Here is a 16,421-nt window from a genome sequence, read left to right on the forward strand (position 1 = left end):
CGACCGTTAAGCCCTCCAGCGCCGATGGTACTTGGACCGCAGGGTCCTGGGAGAGTAGGACGTCGCCAAGCACGAGAAGCCTGCCGCAGTTTGCGGCAGGTTTTTTGTTTCAATTTTAATTTATAACCACTGAATTAAAGGGTAAATATGCATTTAAAGAAGCTGTTCCTCCACTAATGACTGAGGAACAGCTTCTTTTTCATAATCATAGATATTTGCGTTATAGGATAGCCAGTTAACGATGGTAGTACGAGGCTTCGTATTTTCCAAGGCGGAGAATGCCTTCTTTTTTTTGTTTGCGAAAAGCGACGGACAAAAGGAGGCGAGGAACGATGAGCCACAAATGCCAACAGATGATGCTGATCATAAGCGATTCCGAAATCCAAGGATATAAGATGCCAGTGCCACAAAGCCCTATCCAGAACAACTGGCGGTGTACGCGGCGGAAAAGCTGAAGCTTAATATCGTTTGCTGGCTTAAAGCCGAACCAAGGTGGCGTAATACCCCATACCCAGCGGCGATCAGCTGCCTCTTCTACTCGGATAAAGGTCAGCAGCAATATAATCAGGTGAATGACTTGAATGACAGCAAAGCCGAACAACCAGCTGAAAAGTCCATCTCTACCATACATAAGCAGCTGAAAAGCGACGAATATAACGGCAATAAGGATATGGCTTTGGACAAGCTCAGGCCTAATGATTTTACGTTTAACGAGCTGGTATTGATAAATCGTTGCAGCTTGCTGCTCAGATAATGATTGACGCATCTTTCTAACATCCCTTCCATAACGTTCAAGCCTATCCTATATATATCGGTTAATTAGAGCTTTCCCGCGATAGCACACGGCTAATTTTGTATTCACCATCTGGGCTCTGGCGGCATACGATATATAAATATTTGAAATGGGCTATGAAACAAGTTTAAAAAGCTAGAATATATGCCATAATAGTAGCTATAGAGTTGGGATGAAAGGCGGGATTCAAATGCTTGAAAATCATCAGCTTCATTGTATTATATGCGGCGAACATAAAGCCGAGGGTGAAGGAATTCGCATCGTTACTGAATTTATATGCCAATCATGCGAAATAGAAATGGTGCAGACCGACGTTAAAGATGCTAAATATCCATTCTTTATCCATCAGATGAAGCAAATCTTCGTTGAAAAAAATGCTTGAGCGAACTCTACCTATAGAATTCGCTCTTTTTTTCATGAAATATATGAATGTATAAGTTTTCATTAGCTTATATTCCACCAGCGAAACGGTAGCTTTGCTGCCAGAGGACGGCAACAGCCGTTTAAGCTTGTTCAAATCCACTAAAATAGATTTAAGTTTATAGCGAAAGGAACGGCTCTCTTTGATGCAACATATACATGCTCCGCTATATGAAATGCTGCTTAAACATACAGCTTCGCAGCCGGTTAGCTTTCACGTACCCGGGCATCGCTACGGCCAGGCATTTGGGCCAGATAAGCCCGAACGGGAAGGTGAAGGGCAGGAGTCCGATTTTATAAAAGCAATGAAAGAGACTTTTACAGCGATTATGAGGCTGGATGTGACAGAACTGTCCGCTACAGATGATTTGCATCATCCAGAGGGGGCCATTGCCGAAGCGCAAGACTTGGCAGCTCGCTGCTTTGGCGCGGAGGAAAGCTTTTTTCTCGTGGGAGGAAGCACTTCTGGCAATCTAGCTATGCTGCTGGCTGTATGTGAGCCTGGCGATTATATTCTCGTACAGCGCAACGTCCATAAGTCGGTCATTAATGGTTTGAAGCTCGCGGGTGCAAGGGCCATATTTATAATGCCGCAAATAGATGAGCCTACCGGAATTGCAACGCAGCCTTCTCTAGCGCAGGTAAAGATGATGATGGACTTATACCCACAGGCGAAAGCTGTATTTCTCAATAATCCGAATTATTATGGGATGAGCATGAACCTACAACCTTATGCTGAAGCGATTCATCAGTGCGGCATGCTGCTGCTTGTGGATGAAGCACACGGTGCCCATTATGGCTTGCATCCCAAGCTACCTGGCTCAGCGATAGCGGCTGGAGCAGATGCCGTTGTGCAGTCCACTCATAAAACACTCACTGCGCTTACAATGGGAGCGATGCTTCATGTGCAGGGTGAGCTTCTTAACCGAACCGCCATTAGAGAAGCTTTAGCGACGATTCAAAGCTCGAGTCCGTCTTTTCCAATTATGGCTTCGCTCGATATTTCCCGTGCAATGATAGAGGCGTCGGGCGCTGACTGGTTTGATGATGCATTAGCTGTTGCTGCATATTTGCGTAAAGGAATAGAAGAGTGCTGTGCGGCAATTGAGATATTGAAGCAAAGCGATGATAGGCTAGCCGCAATGCCCGCTTACAATCAATTAGATCCATTGCGAATTGTATTATGGGATCGAACGGGGGCATTAAGCGGTTTTGAAATATTGAAGCTGCTGGAACAGCAGGGCTGCTGGGCAGAAATGGCGGATATGCGCCATGTCGTGCTTTTGCTGGGGATTGGCATTCAGTTTGAGGATGCCGATCGTCTCATGCAAGCTTGTCAGGCAGTGGAGATGATTATCGCATCTAAAGGACGGGTAATAGCTGAACAACCGCTTGCAAGAGCAAGTAACCCGCTGTTCTTACCAGAATCGGTAGAACCAATTGCCTTTTCGCGAGTGAGTAAAGGGACTATGGTAAGAGTGAAGCTGGAAGATGCGATAAATTGCAGGGCAGCAGAGATGATCGTCCCATATCCGCCGGGCATTCCTATTGTATATCCGGGCGAACTGCTTACTGCGGAAATGCTGGGCTATATTAAAGAGCTTGCTAGCAGTGGAGCGAAGTTCCAAGGTGCGGAAGATTCAGCCATGCAATCCATTGCAATCGTGGAATAAATGTGATTAGACGGCAAAAGCTCGTATACAAGGGAAAGTCGCTTTGTTAAAATGGAAGTAAGCATTACGCTGAAAATTCAGTTTCATAGATTAGGAGTTACGAACCGTTGAATAAGGGTATTTTTATTACAATAGAAGGCGGCGAAGGGGCGGGGAAAACTACACTGATCGAGCAGCTTGCGCATACGATGAAGCAGCAGGGCAAAGCAGTGTTGACCACTCGAGAGCCGGGAGGCATCCCTATTGCGGAGAAAATCCGGTCAGTCATTTTGGATCGGAATCATACCGCAATGGATGCTAGGACAGAAGCACTCTTGTATGCGGCTTCAAGACGACAGCATCTTGTAGAGAAGGTCATGCCGGCACTTACAGCAGGCAAGCTTGTCATTTGCGACCGTTTCGTGGATAGCAGCCTAGCCTATCAGGGACATGCGCGTGGACTTGGCATGGAAGAGGTATGGTCGATTAATCAGTTTGCGATTGAAGGGGCGATGCCGCAGCTCACAATCTACATGGATGTGACGCCAGAGGTAGGTCTTGCCCGTATTGGACAATCGGATGATCGTGAGATTAATCGGCTTGATTTGGAGGAAATCGCTTTTCACGAGCGAGTCAGGGAAGGTTATTTTATATTGCTGGAGAAGTTCCCTGAGCGAATAGTCCGAGTTGATGCAAATCAGGAGCTGGATATGGTGCTGAAAGATGTTTTGGCCGCAATAGAGGGCAAACTCTAGCATTATTTGAACTAAAGCAACGTTAGAGCTTACGTTTAAATGATAACGATTAATGGGAGGAATCAGGATGAAATTAGTCATTGCGATTATTCAGGATAAGGATAGCAACCGTTTGTCGAATGCGCTTGTGACAGAAGGATTTCGGGCAACGAAGCTGGCAAGTACGGGCGGTTTTCTGCGCGCAGGCAATACAACTTTTATGATTGGTATTGAAGATGAGCGTGTGCACGAAGTGTTTCAAGTGATCAAAACCAACTGCAAAGTGCGCGATCAATTAGTTACGCCTGTATCGCCAATCGGCGGCTCAACGGATTCTTATATTCCTTTCCCAGTAGAAGTACAAGTTGGTGGCGCTGCCGTATTCGTCGTTCCGGTAGAACGCTTTGAACATTTCTGATTGGACGTGATAACGGATGAAAATTGATCCAGGGTTTCGTCCGCTTGGGGCGAATCGCACGAGTAACGACCTAGCTTCCAAGCAGCCGCAGATGAAGAGCTTCGGCGATGTTATGGTTCAGCAGGAAGCACAGCGGACACAAGAGCAATTGCAGCAGAAGCTGCAGGACATTCATAGACAGGGTGACCATTTATCCAGAGTAATGACGGTGCGGGAATTAAAGCTTTACCGCCAGATGGTCAAGAAGTTTCTGGAGGATACCGTTAGGCGCGGCATCGGGCTTAAAGAGCTTAGAGGGTTTGACCGCAGAGGCCGTACGAAGCGCTATAAGCTGCTTGACGAGATTGATGCAGAGCTCGTTAATATGGCGGAGGAGCTGCTGGAGACCGAAGAAGGGCGTATTGAATTGCTAGCCCGGATCGGTGAAGTGCGTGGCATGCTGATTAATTTATTGTTTTAGATTGGAAAGGTTACGATCGAGGAAGGAATTTTTGAGCTTATGAGCATGGAGCAGCTAACCGGTCAATGGAAAGCGAAGCGTATTTTACAGCATGCGCTGCAAAGCGGTAAAGTATCGCATGCTTATTTATTTTATGGACCGAAGGGCAGTGGCAGAATGGCGATGGCGGAAGCTTTCGCTAAAGCCTTATTCTGTACGAGCGGTGGCGATGATGCCTGCGGGCACTGCCTGGAGTGCCGCAAGTTTGATAATAACAATCAGCAGGATATGATTCGGATCGCTCCGGAAGGGCAGTCGATCAAGATTGATCAAATTCGCGAGCTGCAGCGGGAGCTTGGGCTGCGGGGCAGCGGGGCGAAACGCAAAGTATACATGATTGAGCGAGTAGAAACGATGACACTTCAAGCGGCGAACAGCCTATTAAAATTTTTGGAGGAGCCGCTATCCCCTGTTGTAGCGATATTGATAACCGATAATGGACAAGCTGTGCTGCCGACCATTCGCTCGCGCACACAGTGGGTGCCGTTCCTCCCGATGTCTTCCGATGAGATGCTTCAAACATTAACAAATGAAGGACTGCCCTCTATTCTTGCTCGCGCAGCCGTACAGCTGAGCTCGGGATTGGACGGCGCTAGGGAAATCATCCAGCAGAATCAGTTTGCAGAAATCCGAAACGTAGTGATACAATTAGGGAAGGACAGTCTGACCCGATTCACCGCGGCAATGATTACCGTCCAGCAGCAGTTCATTAAGAAGGATATTGGTGAAGATCCGCAGCTGCTGTTATCTCTTTTTGTATTATGGTTTAAGGACATGATTAAATTTCAGGCCGGAAGGCAAGAAGATATTGTATATATAGATCAGTTGGAATGGATAAGCAAGCATGCATTCAGCCGGCCAGTGGAAGGCTGGGTCACTTGCATGGAGCATACACTCGAAGCAAGCAAGCGTATTAGGTCGAATGTATCTGCTCAACTCGCTTTAGAGCAATTAATGGTAAACTTACAGGAGGGCTAAATCCTTGTATAATGTCGTGGGTGTCCGCTTTAAGAAGGCGGGTAAGATTTATTACTTTGATCCAGCCCTGCATCCCGTTGACAAGGACCAGCATGTCATTGTTGAGACGGCCAGGGGGATCGAGTATGGCAAAGTAGTGGTTGGACAGAAGCAAGTCGGTGAATCGGATGTTGTCCTTCCGTTAAAGCGCGTTATACGAATTGCCAGCGACGTGGATGCGAAGGTTGTAGAAGAGAATCGTTCTGCTGCTCAAGCTGCATTCTCAACCTGTTCAGACAAAATAAAAGACCATCAGCTGAAGATGAAGCTGGTTGACGTCGAATTCACGTTCGACCGCAACAAGATCATTTTTTATTTTACAGCTGAAGGTCGGGTAGATTTTCGCGAGCTTGTGAAAGACTTGGCAAGCGTGTTCCGTACTCGGATTGAGCTTCGGCAAATCGGGGTTCGTGACGAGGCGAAGATGCTTGGCGGCATCGGACCATGTGGACGGATATTATGCTGCTCTTCGTGGCTGGGCGATTTTGAGCCGGTATCGATCAAGATGGCGAAGGACCAGAATTTGTCGCTCAATCCGACTAAGATTTCTGGTTTATGCGGCCGTTTGATGTGCTGCTTGAAATACGAGCATGACAATTATGAAAGCTCAAGAGAAGAGCTTCCAGCGATTGGCAAGATCGTTATCACTTCACTTGGTGAAGGCAAGGTAACGGGAATCAATGTTGGTTCCAAGACCGTGTACGTACACTTGTTTGAAGTTTCGGGGAAACCGAAGGAACTTCCGTTAGACGATGTCATTTTGAAATGACAGTATTAAGAACAATTCATAGCATGTCCAAACGACCAAGCGCAATGCTTACAGCTAAGGTGCAAGACGATGCTTGAAGCTCTGGGGTGGGAACTTGGAGAAAAAAGAGATTTTTGTTCAAATGGATCAGCTTGATACCCAAATGGGCGAGTTTCATCGTCAAGTTGGGGATCTGAAGCTGCGGGTGAAGGAACTGCTTGAAGAGAATAAGCGGTTAAGCATGGAAAACCATCAGCTGCGCAAAATTTTGAAGCGGATACCGCAACAAGCGGAGGAACCTTTGCCAGTTAAGACAGCAGGGGCTTCAAAATCAAATGCGGGCAAGACGATGGGGACAAGCACAAAGGTAGAGCAGCAGACAGAAACAGCCGATTTGTTCACTTCCGCCGAAGATGCAGCTGCATATTCAGTAGGAGAAGGGCATGATAATTTGGCGAGACTTTACCATGAAGGCTTCCATATTTGCAATGTCTATTATGGGCATTTGCGGACAGAAGGCGATTGTCTCTTCTGCTTATCCTTCTTAAATAAATAATGCAATCGGTCAACACTATGCCGTCCTTGCTAAGAGGACGGTATCTTTATGTCAAGGGAGCAGTGGGAAAGTCGTGGACGAGCAGATCAAGCTGGAAATCAATGAACGTTTGGACGATTTAATGATGGATACCGGACTGCGAATTATTCAGAGCAGGGAAGTGTTCAGCTTTTCGACGGATGCGGTGCTGCTTTCCAACTTCGCAAGCATTCCGAAAAAAGGAAAGGTCATTGACCTTTGCACAGGGAATGGCGTAATACCGCTGCTATTGACAGGGCGGACGAAAGCACAAATTGATGCAGTGGAGATTCAGCCAAGACTTGCGGATATGGCAAGGCGGAGTGTAAAGCTGAATGGGCTGGAGCAGCAAATTAATATCGTGGAAGCCGATTTGCGAAATTTTGCAGCGAATAAAGCGATTTATGGAACGTATGATGCGGTAACCGTCAACCCGCCTTATATGTCGGCTGAAGCAGGAGACTCTAATGAAAATGAGCATTATGCGATCGCCAGGCATGAGGTACACGGAACCTTGCAGGATATTGTCGAAGCTTGCTCAAGGCTGGTGCGACCAGCTGGGAAAGTAGCCATGGTGCATCGGCCATCACGCTTTGTAGAAATAATTGAGACGATGCGCAAGTACAAGCTGGAGCCAAAGCGGGTACAGTTCATTCATCCGAATAAAAATGGCGAAGCCAATATGGTGCTTATTGAGGCTATGCGTGATGGCAGACCGGAGCTGAGGCTGCTGCCGCCAATTATGGTATATGATACTTAGCCTAGTGGAATGCTAGAAGGAGGGCTCAACAATGTTTGTGCAAAAAAGCTTTAGCGGGCCGCAGCAACACGGTGCCGGGACGTTATATTTAGTCGGAACGCCAATTGGCAACTTAGAGGATATGACCTTTCGCGCGATTCGTACGTTGAAAGAAGTGGATCTTATAGCTGCCGAGGATACGAGACAAACACGTAAGCTTCTTTCCCATTTTGAAATTGCGACACGGCTTGTGAGCTATCACGAACATAATAAACAAGCGAGTGGCAGCGAGCTTATTCGATTGCTGCAAGAGGGGCAATCGATTGCCCTTGTAAGCGATGCAGGGCTGCCTGCTGTATCCGATCCCGGTGCAGATTTGGTTGCCGAAGCGGTGGAGCAGGGTATTTTTGTCGTTCCGATACCTGGTGCGAATGCGGCATTGTCGGCTTTAATTGTATCAGGCTTGCCAACGGAGCGTTTTATGTTCGCCGGATTTCCGCCGCGAGACAAAAAGTCACTTGCGAAATGGCTGCTTCAGCTTCAAGCACAGGAAGGCACCTTGATGCTGTATGAGTCGCCACATCGCTTGCGGAAGACGCTGGATGCCATACTGGAGCATCTCGGAGACCGTCGTATCGCGATGGTGCGGGAACTGACGAAGCGTTTTGAAGAAATGGCGCGTGGTACAGTAACGGAATGTATCACTTGGATTGAGGAAAATCCGCCATTGGGAGAGTATTGCCTTATAATAGAAGGAAGCAGCTCAGATGAGAATACGGGGGAGCTTGCTGCCGCTTGGTGGGCGGAGCTGAGCATGGAAGAGCATGTACAGCATTACGAAGCAGAGCTTGGACGGAAGGACGCGATAAAAAAGGCAGCTACAGATCGTGGTCTATCAAAGCGTGATGTTTATAATGAAGTAAACCGCTAGAAAAACAAAAAATAGAGAAAAAAAAGACCTTCCTGGCCGGGTTCTAGCACAGGAAGGCAATAAGGAGTATTAAAAGGTTAGAATTAACTAGTTGAATAAGGTTATTATAACCTATTTTTTTTATTTTGTCACAGGTGAAGGCATTTCTGATAGGCAAATGTGACAAACAATTTTTCCTTTGAAGTAAGATACGTTCTCAGCGTTACCACAGAAGATACAAGCTGGCTCGTATTTCTTCAACATAATGCGCTCGCCGTCTACATAAATCTCTAGTGCATCTTTCTCTCCGATACCAAGCGTACGGCGAAGCTCGATTGGAATAACAACGCGACCTAATTCATCAACCTTACGGACAATACCTGTGGACTTCATCATAATAATTTGTTTCCCCTCTCATCAAAAAGTGTATTCGTCACTTTTCGACATAGTTTCTCTTTTTATGTCTACTATAATACCAACGTTTCCCATAATAGTCAACTGAAATTATTGAAGAAAATTGCAGCTACTAAGGGAGTTTGACTATATAGTAAGGTCATATTACTCTTACTATAGAATACAACAGCTTCGACATTTTGGAAACTGTTTTGCGACATTCTTCGACATATTTTTTGCTTTTTTATGTCGAACCAGAGAACAAAAGGAGTTGATTTGTTGAATGAACCGACAGCTATCGGAAGAGAAAGTTTTTAAGGACCCCGTTCATAAATATATTTATGTTCAGGATCAGACGATATGGGATCTAATCAATACGAAGGAGTTTCAAAGATTACGGCGTATTCGGCAGCTCGGAACGTCTTATCTTACTTTTCATGGCGCTGAGCATAGCCGATTCTCCCATTCTCTTGGCGTGTATGAAATTACTAGAAAGATTATTTCCCAATTCGAACGCAATGGTTTTCCCGGCTGGCCGCAGGAGGAGCGGCTATTGGCGCTTTGCGCTGCACTGCTGCATGACGTTGGTCATGGGCCATTTTCCCATTCGCTGGAACAAGTATTCGATACGCATCACGAGCAGTGGACCTGCAGCATTTTGCTTGAGGACACCGAGGTCAATCGTATACTACGAAATGTAGCAGACGACTTTCCTGAACATGTCACTGCTGTTATTAATAAGACATATCCGAATCCAATTGTTAGCGGCTTGATTTCCAGTCAGCTTGATGCGGACCGAATGGACTATTTATTGAGGGATGCTTATTTCACAGGGGTCAATTATGGCAACTTTGATCTGGAGCGTATTCTGCGTGTGCTCCGTCCTATTAATGGAAGGATTGTTGTTAAAGAAAGCGGCATGCACGCCGTAGAGCATTATTTGATGTCCCGCTATCAAATGTATTGGCAAATTTATTTCCATCCGGTTACGAGAAGCTCGGAAATCATCCTTAGACAAATATTTCGCAGAGCGAAGGAGCTTTATGAGGGTGGGTACACATTTGGTTGGATGCCGGAGCCGCTGAAACGGCTGCTTGACGGGACAATTGGGGTTAAACAATATTTGAAGCTGGATGAGGCGTATTTGCAGACAGCCTTTATAGAATGGAGCGACGAAGGCGATGAACTGCTGGCGGAGCTATGTGATCGTTTTTTGACGCGTCGCCTCTATAAATACATCATGTTGGATAAACCGGATATTGGCCTCTTTAATGAAGTAAGACAACAATTTGCAGCGATCGGGTTGAACCCGGATTACCATATGGAAATTGATTTTCCATTTGATCAACCGTATGATGTGTATCAGCCTGATACGAAAAAAGGCGGAAAAGAAGAAAAGACGCCGATTTTGTTAATGGATAGCTACGAGGCTGTCAGTGAAATTTCCACGAAATCTGACATCATTCGTTCCATTACTGGACTTCATCAGGGCCAGTCCCATTTGTATTATCCGGAAGAGAAGCTGCGCGCTGCCGCTGATCAATTAAGCGATAAAGTACGAATGTTATTTAAAATATAGGAAAGTATATGATTTTGCCATACTTTCTCTATATTTCTCGGACTGAAACGCGCCGCCAAAGGACGGCTTTCGACCGTTTCACCATAGACTATAATATAGAAGGAGCTTGCTCAATTATGATTTCTTTATTCGACACACACACCCATTTGGACTCCCCGCATTTTGACGAAGACCGCGAAGCTGTTATCGAAAGAGCGCGTGCGGCAGGGGTGGATTTAATGGTTAATATTGGATTCAATCGGGAAACGATTCCAACAACACTTGCGCTGGCAGAAAAATATGATTTTATATATGCAGCAGTTGGCTGGCACCCCGTTGACAGCATCGATATGCTGCCGGAGGATCTGGGATGGATTGAAGAGCTTTGCTCTCATCCTAAAGTGGTAGCCATTGGCGAAATCGGACTGGATTACCATTGGGATACGTCCCCAAAAGACGTCCAGCATCGCGTATTTCGCGAGCAAATTCGCTTAGCCAAGAAGTTGAAAAAACCAATTATTATTCATAATCGCGATGCCCATGAGGATATTGTCAAGCTGCTGAAGGAGGAAAATGCTTCTGAGGTTGGCGGCATTATGCATTGCTTTTCCGGCAGTCCAGAAACGGCTCAAAAATGCCTCGATATGAACTTCTATATATCGTTCGGGGGACCGCTTACATTCAAAAATGCAAGGGTGCCAAAAGAGGTGCTTGCGATGGTTCCGAGTGACCGAATTTTGATCGAAACGGATGCCCCATATTTGACCCCTCATCCATTCCGAGGGAAACGAAATGAGACGTCTTATGTGTCGCTCGTTGCGGAAGCCGCAGCAGAAATATTAGGAAAATCGGTGGCCGAAATCGCCAATTTAACGACCGAAAACGGTAAAAAATGTTTCGGAATTGTGTAAAAACGGCTATAAAAACGAGAATAAGTGACCTTTACGGCGATAAAACTAATTTTTCATGCTGAAATAGACTCTCTTTTCCGTAAATATCCTAAAATTTCGCTTAAATCGGTTTTTATCTGATCTTTACAATTAGGCTCCGATGAAGGTATGATTCATTTCAGAGCTTTAAATTTTTGTATTGGATTTCCAGTTTGCGCTTAATCTTCGAACTTTGGAGAGCGGGGGAACCATGCACGATGCTGTGAGGAATTTGCGGATCACATTGCACGCGCACCTGAATTTCTTCTAGGGGTGAATTTGGCGGGGATTGCCATGAGCATTCTTCCGACGATAGGGCAGCTCTCTTGCCCGAACCCGACAGCTAACCTCGTAAGCGTTTATAGAGAGTGATCAACCTCGTGCATCCACCATTCCTGAATAGTCTATTTTGACGTTCCCGGGAAGCCACGAAACAGATCCTCTGTCGACGGGCTTTCTTTTTATTTTTGAATATTGGGTAAACCGTCGTCATAGGGTAAATCTAGGAGGTTGCAGAGGAAATATACTGGAGCGTGCTAGAAGCACGCCAATATACTATAGTCGCGTCAATGGTATCATGCGTAATTCGACGGCGGGGCTATGAAGGAGGACCGATGAAGTGGGCATTATTCAATCAAGTGAGACCCATGGGAAACGATCATCCAGCATGTCTTTCGCATTGCGATGGAAGCGTGAAAACTTGCGTTTGATTCTTTTGAGTACTACGATCTCAATCGCTATGACTTTCATGTTTTTGGTGTTGTTGTACGGATCGGCTGACAAAAGCGTATCCGTAGTAGTGAATGGACAAGAAACCGTTGTTTCAACGAAACAATGGGTCCTGCAACGCCTACTGGATGAACAAGCTATTACAATTGGCCCGCATGACGAGGTATCTGTACCTCTGAATACGGCAGTAAAGGATGGGGACCGCTTTGAAATTAAGCATGCGGTACCGCTACTTGTAAAAGCTGATGGCAAAACATCAACGGTGTACACGACAGAGAAAACCGTGCAGGCAGCGATAAAGAAATTAAATATTCCTGTTGAAGATGATGATAAAGTATTACCTTCGCTTGGCTCGGGCGTCAGCGCGGATATGACCGTAACAGTCATTCGCGTCGATACGAAGCTAGGCAAGTCGTCCAGCCCAACACCGTTCACCATTGTGAAGAAGGAAGATCCGAACCTGGAAGTAGGCAAGGAGAAGGTTGTGCAGACGGGCAAAGAAGGCGTCGTAACGATCAAAATTGAGAAGCAGTTTGAAGATGGCGTACTTGTCTCCAAGAAAGTGGTAGACAAGGTAGTCGAAACGGTTGCGGTCAATCAGGTCGTTGCAGTCGGTACGAAAAAGCCGGAGCCTAAAGTTACTGTGCTGTCGACAGCGACAACCAGCAACAATGTAACGGTAGACGGCACAACGCTCACATCCAAAAAAGTGCTCAGCAACGTCACATTGACGGCCTATTCAGCTGGCTTAGCATCAACGGGCAAGAGCGAAGGGCACCCGGACTACGGAATTACGGCCTCTGGCGCTAAAGTATCGGAAGGACGGACAATTGCCGTTGACCCGGATATCATTCCACTCGGTTGGTGGGTGTATATCGAGGGCATTGGTTTCCGCCGTGCTGAAGATACCGGAAGTGCGATCAAGGGCAATAAGATCGATGTTTATTTTGACAGTGAGAAGCAAGCTAATAAATTTGGTAAGAAAAAAGGATTTACCGTTTATGTGATTGGTCCTAACAAGCCATCGCTTAGCTAATTAGTGGCAGTTCTTTATGGATTGTGCTCTAGTTTATCGCAATCATAAGCTAAATATGACAGGATGCGGAAGAGGCCTTGCCTCTTCTTTTTGTTTGCGTCAGATTCGCTTGAATGGCCAATTGGGGTTATAATAAAACAGACGTGAATGAGCGGGTTGTTGTTGCAGCAATCGCCCATTTTTTCTGAAATATAAGATTGATAAGTTTCACATTTATAATCAGCTTATATTTCACCGCGAAACGGCAGCTTTGCCGCCAAAGGACGGCGACAGCCGTTTACGCTTGAACGAATATCCAAGATAAGTTTCCCTTTGTGAAAGGATTGTTCGATGTGATCAAGGAAATGATTGTAGTAGAAGGCAAAGAGGATACGGTAGCGATTAAGCGGGCCGTTGAAGCCGATACGATTGAGACGAATGGATCGGCCATTGGCGAGGATGTGCTGCGGCGCATCGCGCTGGCACAGGAGCGCCGTGGCGTTATTATATTTACAGATCCGGATCATGCGGGAGAGCGTATTCGTAAAATTGTCGCTCAGCGCGTGCCGGGCTGCAAGCATGCTTTTTTACCGCAGGAGCTGGCTTCCTATAAAGGGGATATCGGCATTGAGAATGCGGCGCCTGATGCGATTAGGCAGGCGCTCTCGGAGCTGCGTACAGAAACGGCTGAGAGCGTCGGGGCCATTACATGGGACGATCTGATGGCAGCTGGCTTAATTGTGCATGAAGAAGCGGCAAAGCGGCGGCTGGTTATGGGCAAGCTGCTGGGGATCGGCTATGCGAACGGGAAGCAGTTCTACAAGCGCTGCACGAGCTTCTGCATTACGCGCGAAGAGTTTGAGAAGGCGCTGCAAGCCATGGAACAACAGGAACAGGGGTGACGAAGGCGTATGACGGAGCAACAAAGCTTGAATAAAGGCGCAGTTAAGGCCGCAGAGGTAGCTACGCCTAAACGAACAAAGGAAATTATTGCGAAGTACGGGTTCTCCTTTAAGAAGAGCTTGGGACAAAACTTTCTCATCGACCAAAATATTTTAAACAATATTGTCAGCGCAGCTGAGCTTGACGAGACAAAAGGCGCGCTTGAGATCGGCCCTGGTATCGGAGCATTGACGCAGCGCCTTGCTGCAGTTGCGGGAACGGTAACGGCTGTTGAAATCGACAATCGGCTCATTCCGATTTTGCATGATATTTTCGAAGGCGAAGCGAATGTGGGCATTGTGCACGGCGATGTGCTTAAGCTCGACCTGAAGCAGCTGTTCGAAGAGCGCTTCAGCGGCGTAACGGGCGTTAGCGTCGTGGCGAACCTTCCTTACTATGTGACGACGCCGATTTTGATGAAGCTGCTGGAAGAGCGCCTGCCGCTGGAAAACATCGTCGTCATGATCCAGAAGGAAGTCGCGCAGCGGATGGCAGCAAAGCCAGGCGGCAAGGAATATGGCAGCCTGAGCGTGGCTGTGCAATATTATTGCGAGCCAAAGCTCGTCTGCACCGTTCCGCATACGGTGTTTATTCCACAGCCGAATGTGGATTCAGCTGTCATTAAGCTTGCGCTGCGGGACAAGCCGGCTGTTGATGTGCCCGACGAGGCGCATTTCTTCCGCGTCGTGCAGGCCAGCTTCGCACAGCGCCGCAAGACGCTCTACAACAATTTGACGGCGCTTGTGGGCAAAGAACAGCGGGAGGCCCTTACAACGCTGCTGCAGGGGCTTGCGATCGATCCTGCGCGGCGGGGTGAAACATTGTCGCTGGAGGAATTCGCCAAGATCAGCCGCGCATTTTTGGAAGTGGGCTGGAAAGGCTAAATAAAGATGGGCGCCGCCGGGCAATAGCCTCGGGGCGCCCGTTTGTTTTTTGCGCACACTACACGCCTTATGCCCATAGGATAGACGAAGAGGTGATTTACCTATGGAGCAAGGGGAGCTGGTCGTCCGCAAATCGTATGGCGGTGACGTGCTATTCCGCGTAGAAGCTGTTCGAACGCATCATGCCCTGTTGAAAGGCACGGATTACCGATTGCTTGCGGATGCACCGATTCCTGATTTATCGGTTGTTCGCGATCCAAAAAAAGAAAAAGCTACGCAACTGGTTCGAGTAAAAGTAAACGACTCGCTCAGCCGCATACGTCAGCAACATGAGCAAATGGCCGTTCAGGTGAAGGCGGATATTCGGCATGCGATGCCACAAAGCCAGCCTTTCTTCGAGGTGCCCGGCAAAGTGCTGCATTTGGACGGTGACGGCAATTATTTGCGTAAAAGCATGCAGCTGTACCAGACGATGAACGTACCGGCACATGGCGTGCATGCGCATGAATCACAGATGGCTGATTTGCTTTACCGTCTGCTGCCTCAAGTGAAGCCGGACATTGTGGTCATTACGGGACATGACGGAGTGCTAAAAACAAGGCTGGAAGCCGATCTGCACAGCCTAAGCAGCTATAAAAACTCGCAGAGCTTCTATAATGCGGTCCGCGTAGCACGGGAGTATGAGAAGAACCGCGACGGCCTTGTCGTCATTGCGGGAGCGTGCCAGTCGCATTTTGAGGCGCTGCTGCAAGCCGGCTCGAACTTCGCAAGCTCGCCCGGGAGAATTTTGATTCATGCGTTAGACCCGGTATACATTGCAATCAAAGCAAGCTATACGTCCATACGAGATACAATTAACCTGGCTGATGTCATTCATGGCACCATCAGTGGCATTGATGGCGTAGGCGGCATTGAGACGCTGGGAAGGTACCGCATTGGTTTGCCAAAGCCTAAAATTAAGGCAGTCGAGTCATCCTTGCAAAGCATTTCTTAACAAACGGCCGAGTGCAGTTGAGACTCGCAACAGTTCTCGGCTTCATTGATTTTATAATTTTTCGATAAATTATTCATGGAATGATAAAAATGGATGAAAACACCGTTGACAATTAAATAAGTTGACTGATATAATATTTTGCTTTGTTTGACAACCCCTCTCCATTTTGTTATAATGGACAAGGAAAGAGGTGGTAGTGGACAATGGCAAAAAATGCCCTACTGGATATAAAACGCAATTTGGAAGCTCATGTGGGCTCCAAGATTCGTCTGCGAGCAAATGGCGGTCGTCGTAAGACCGTTGAGCGCACCGGTGTGTTGGAAGAAACCTACCCTTCTGTTTTCATTGTTAAACTGGATCAGGAATCGCAGTCATTCAAGCGTGTTTCCTACAGTTATGCGGATATACTGACGGAGTCGGTGGAAGTGACCGTATGCAATGATGAAGGTCAAGTCCGAATTACCCAGACATAA

General features: G+C 47.0%; 19 protein-coding genes and 1 riboswitch. Of the genes, 17 read left to right on the forward strand and 2 right to left on the reverse strand.

Annotation, left to right across the window (positions count from 1 at the left end; translation table 11 throughout):
* Nucleotides 1–235: 235 nt before the first annotated feature.
* Complete coding sequence (locus AC50Y5_RS30990; RefSeq protein ID WP_056034973.1) at nt 236–766, reverse strand: hypothetical protein; 531 nt, start codon at nt 764–766, stop codon at nt 236–238.
* A 217-nt stretch (nt 767–983) separates the two neighbouring features.
* On the opposite strand from AC50Y5_RS30990, the gene AC50Y5_RS30995 reads away from it, so the two are divergent.
* The 10 genes from AC50Y5_RS30995 to rsmI all read left to right on the forward strand — a co-directional run bounded on the left by AC50Y5_RS30995 (nt 984) and on the right by rsmI (nt 8,525).
* On the forward strand, nt 984–1,175 hold the full coding sequence (locus AC50Y5_RS30995; RefSeq protein ID WP_046234503.1) for a sigma factor G inhibitor Gin: 192 nt from the start codon (nt 984–986) through the stop codon (nt 1,173–1,175).
* A 184-nt stretch (nt 1,176–1,359) separates the two neighbouring features.
* The gene (locus AC50Y5_RS31000; RefSeq protein ID WP_494865543.1) at nt 1,360–2,886 is read left to right on the forward strand and encodes an aminotransferase class I/II-fold pyridoxal phosphate-dependent enzyme; all 1,527 of its coding nucleotides are present in this window, start codon (nt 1,360–1,362) and stop codon (nt 2,884–2,886) included.
* A gap of 107 nt (nt 2,887–2,993) precedes the next feature.
* Entirely contained in the window at nt 2,994–3,620 is a 627-nt protein-coding gene (gene tmk, locus AC50Y5_RS31005; RefSeq protein WP_494865449.1) for a dTMP kinase, read from the forward strand.
* Nucleotides 3,621–3,687: 67 nt separating this feature from the next.
* Nucleotides 3,688–4,017 carry a cyclic di-AMP receptor DarA gene (gene darA / locus AC50Y5_RS31010; RefSeq protein WP_099517854.1) on the forward strand — a complete coding sequence of 110 codons (330 nt, stop codon included), beginning with the start codon at nt 3,688–3,690 and terminating at the stop codon, nt 4,015–4,017.
* A 16-nt stretch (nt 4,018–4,033) separates the two neighbouring features.
* Nucleotides 4,034–4,477, forward strand: coding sequence for a YaaR family protein (locus AC50Y5_RS31015; RefSeq protein WP_494865454.1), 444 nt, complete (start codon nt 4,034–4,036; stop codon nt 4,475–4,477).
* A gap of 39 nt (nt 4,478–4,516) precedes the next feature.
* Nucleotides 4,517–5,494, forward strand: a complete 978-nt coding sequence (gene holB, locus AC50Y5_RS31020) for a DNA polymerase III subunit delta' (RefSeq protein WP_056034957.1) — start codon at nt 4,517–4,519, stop codon at nt 5,492–5,494.
* Nucleotides 5,495–5,498: 4 nt separating this feature from the next.
* A complete protein-coding gene (locus AC50Y5_RS31025) occupies nt 5,499–6,302 on the forward strand; it encodes a PSP1 domain-containing protein (protein WP_046234497.1) in 804 nt (267 codons plus the stop codon).
* A gap of 94 nt (nt 6,303–6,396) precedes the next feature.
* A complete protein-coding gene (locus AC50Y5_RS31030) occupies nt 6,397–6,837 on the forward strand; it encodes an initiation-control protein YabA (RefSeq protein ID WP_056035002.1) in 441 nt (146 codons plus the stop codon).
* Between the two features lie 121 nt (nt 6,838–6,958).
* Entirely contained in the window at nt 6,959–7,615 is a 657-nt protein-coding gene (locus tag AC50Y5_RS31035; RefSeq protein ID WP_056035000.1) for a tRNA1(Val) (adenine(37)-N6)-methyltransferase, read from the forward strand.
* 31 nt (nt 7,616–7,646) lie between these two features.
* Entirely contained in the window at nt 7,647–8,525 is an 879-nt protein-coding gene (rsmI, locus tag AC50Y5_RS31040; protein ID WP_056034954.1) for a 16S rRNA (cytidine(1402)-2'-O)-methyltransferase, read from the forward strand.
* A gap of 120 nt (nt 8,526–8,645) precedes the next feature.
* Here rsmI and AC50Y5_RS31045 read toward each other — a convergent pair whose 3' ends face one another.
* On the reverse strand, nt 8,646–8,900 hold the full coding sequence (locus tag AC50Y5_RS31045; RefSeq protein ID WP_012772023.1) for an AbrB/MazE/SpoVT family DNA-binding domain-containing protein: 255 nt from the start codon (nt 8,898–8,900) through the stop codon (nt 8,646–8,648).
* Nucleotides 8,901–9,180: 280 nt separating this feature from the next.
* On the opposite strand from AC50Y5_RS31045, the gene AC50Y5_RS31050 reads away from it, so the two are divergent.
* From AC50Y5_RS31050 to veg, 7 genes are all read left to right on the forward strand, one after another.
* The gene (locus AC50Y5_RS31050; protein ID WP_056034952.1) at nt 9,181–10,476 is read left to right on the forward strand and encodes an HD domain-containing protein; all 1,296 of its coding nucleotides are present in this window, start codon (nt 9,181–9,183) and stop codon (nt 10,474–10,476) included.
* A gap of 116 nt (nt 10,477–10,592) precedes the next feature.
* Complete coding sequence (locus AC50Y5_RS31055) at nt 10,593–11,366, forward strand: TatD family hydrolase (protein ID WP_056034949.1); 774 nt, start codon at nt 10,593–10,595, stop codon at nt 11,364–11,366.
* 184 nt (nt 11,367–11,550) lie between these two features.
* Nucleotides 11,551–11,758: riboswitch (cyclic di-AMP (ydaO/yuaA leader) on the forward strand.
* A gap of 245 nt (nt 11,759–12,003) precedes the next feature.
* Nucleotides 12,004–13,149 (forward strand): resuscitation-promoting factor, encoded by a 1,146-nt coding sequence (locus AC50Y5_RS31060; protein WP_494865459.1) that lies wholly within the window; start codon nt 12,004–12,006, stop codon nt 13,147–13,149.
* A gap of 332 nt (nt 13,150–13,481) precedes the next feature.
* Complete coding sequence (rnmV, locus tag AC50Y5_RS31065) at nt 13,482–14,030, forward strand: ribonuclease M5 (RefSeq protein WP_056034944.1); 549 nt, start codon at nt 13,482–13,484, stop codon at nt 14,028–14,030.
* Between the two features lie 9 nt (nt 14,031–14,039).
* On the forward strand, nt 14,040–14,954 hold the full coding sequence (gene rsmA / locus AC50Y5_RS31070; protein WP_056034941.1) for a 16S rRNA (adenine(1518)-N(6)/adenine(1519)-N(6))-dimethyltransferase RsmA: 915 nt from the start codon (nt 14,040–14,042) through the stop codon (nt 14,952–14,954).
* 103 nt (nt 14,955–15,057) lie between these two features.
* Nucleotides 15,058–15,948 carry a sporulation peptidase YabG gene (gene yabG, locus AC50Y5_RS31075; protein WP_430154637.1) on the forward strand — a complete coding sequence of 297 codons (891 nt, stop codon included), beginning with the start codon at nt 15,058–15,060 and terminating at the stop codon, nt 15,946–15,948.
* A 203-nt stretch (nt 15,949–16,151) separates the two neighbouring features.
* Complete coding sequence (gene veg / locus AC50Y5_RS31080; RefSeq protein ID WP_056034935.1) at nt 16,152–16,421, forward strand: biofilm formation stimulator Veg; 270 nt, start codon at nt 16,152–16,154, stop codon at nt 16,419–16,421.

The sequence above is a fragment of the Paenibacillus sp. JT22N7 genome (assembly GCF_059383875.1).